The organism is Streptomyces fulvoviolaceus, from assembly GCF_000718165.1.
GTDB lineage: Bacteria > Actinomycetota > Actinomycetes > Streptomycetales > Streptomycetaceae > Streptomyces > Streptomyces fulvoviolaceus.
Genome location: NZ_JOEY01000146.1, coordinates 1 through 1,009 on the forward strand (window position 1 = coordinate 1; position 1,009 = coordinate 1,009).

Annotated in this window: 1 pseudogene; it reads left to right on the plus strand. The window is 67.3% G+C overall.

What is annotated here, in order from left to right:
• The first annotated feature begins 59 nt into the window (after positions 1–59).
• Positions 60–991: pseudogene (locus tag IG08_RS58660) on the plus strand (IS5 family transposase).
• The last annotated feature ends 18 nt before the right edge of the window (positions 992–1,009 follow it).

Genomic DNA, 1,009 nt, shown 5'->3' on the forward strand with positions numbered 1-1,009 from the left:
CTAGGCGCTGTTTCTCGGATCCCCTTACGTGGGTGGGGTGTTGGGGTCAGGCTGGCTGCATGGGACGTGGTGACCTGACGAACGCGGAGTGGGATCGACTGGAGTCGTTCCTGCCTCGCGGTGGTGCGCGTGGGGGCCGGTGGAGCGATCATCGCCGGGTGATCAACGGGGTGCTGTATCGCGTGCGCACGGGAGTGCAGTGGCGCGATTTGCCGGAGCGCTTCGGGCCCTGGGAGACGGTCTATAAGCGTCATCGCCGCTGGTCGGCGGACGGGACCTGGCAGATGCTGCTGTCGCGGGTGCAGGCCGCCGAGGATGCCGAGGGTCGGATCGACTGGGACGTGTCGGTCGACTCCACAGCGGTGAGGTCTCACCAGCATGCGGCCGGCGCGATGAAGGCGCCCCCCGTCACGGTTCCTCAAAAGGGGGTCCGCCGGGGGACGAACCAGGTCGATCCGGTGCTTCGGAAACTGGCCGTCCGGTTGGAGGAGGTGGTCAGATCGGCGAGTGTCTGGGGCGATCCCGCGGCGGCTTCACCACCAAAATCCATCTCGCCGCCGACGGACGATGCCGGCCGCTCGCCTTCCTCTTGACCCCCGGACACTACGGTGACGGCCCACAACTCGAGCCCGTCCTGCAGCTGGTGTCCGTGCCCCGCGTCGGAGTCGGCCGACCTCGCACCCGGCCCGATCATGTCCTGGCCGACAAGGCCTACACGTCGCGCAGAAATCGCCGCTACCTGCGACGACGCGGAATCCCGCACACCATCCCCGAACGCCTCGACCAGCAAAGGCACCGCCGCAACCGCGGTTCTCGAGGCGGCCGGCCCGCAGGCTTCGACAGCGAGCGCTACAAGAAACGCAACACCGTCGAGCGCGCCATCAACCGATTGAAGGGCTTCCGAGCCGTCGCCACCCGCTACGAGAAACGGGCCTACACCTACCTCGGCACCGTCACCCTTGCAGCCCTCATCATCTGGCTCCGCACATGATCCGAGAAACAGCGCCTA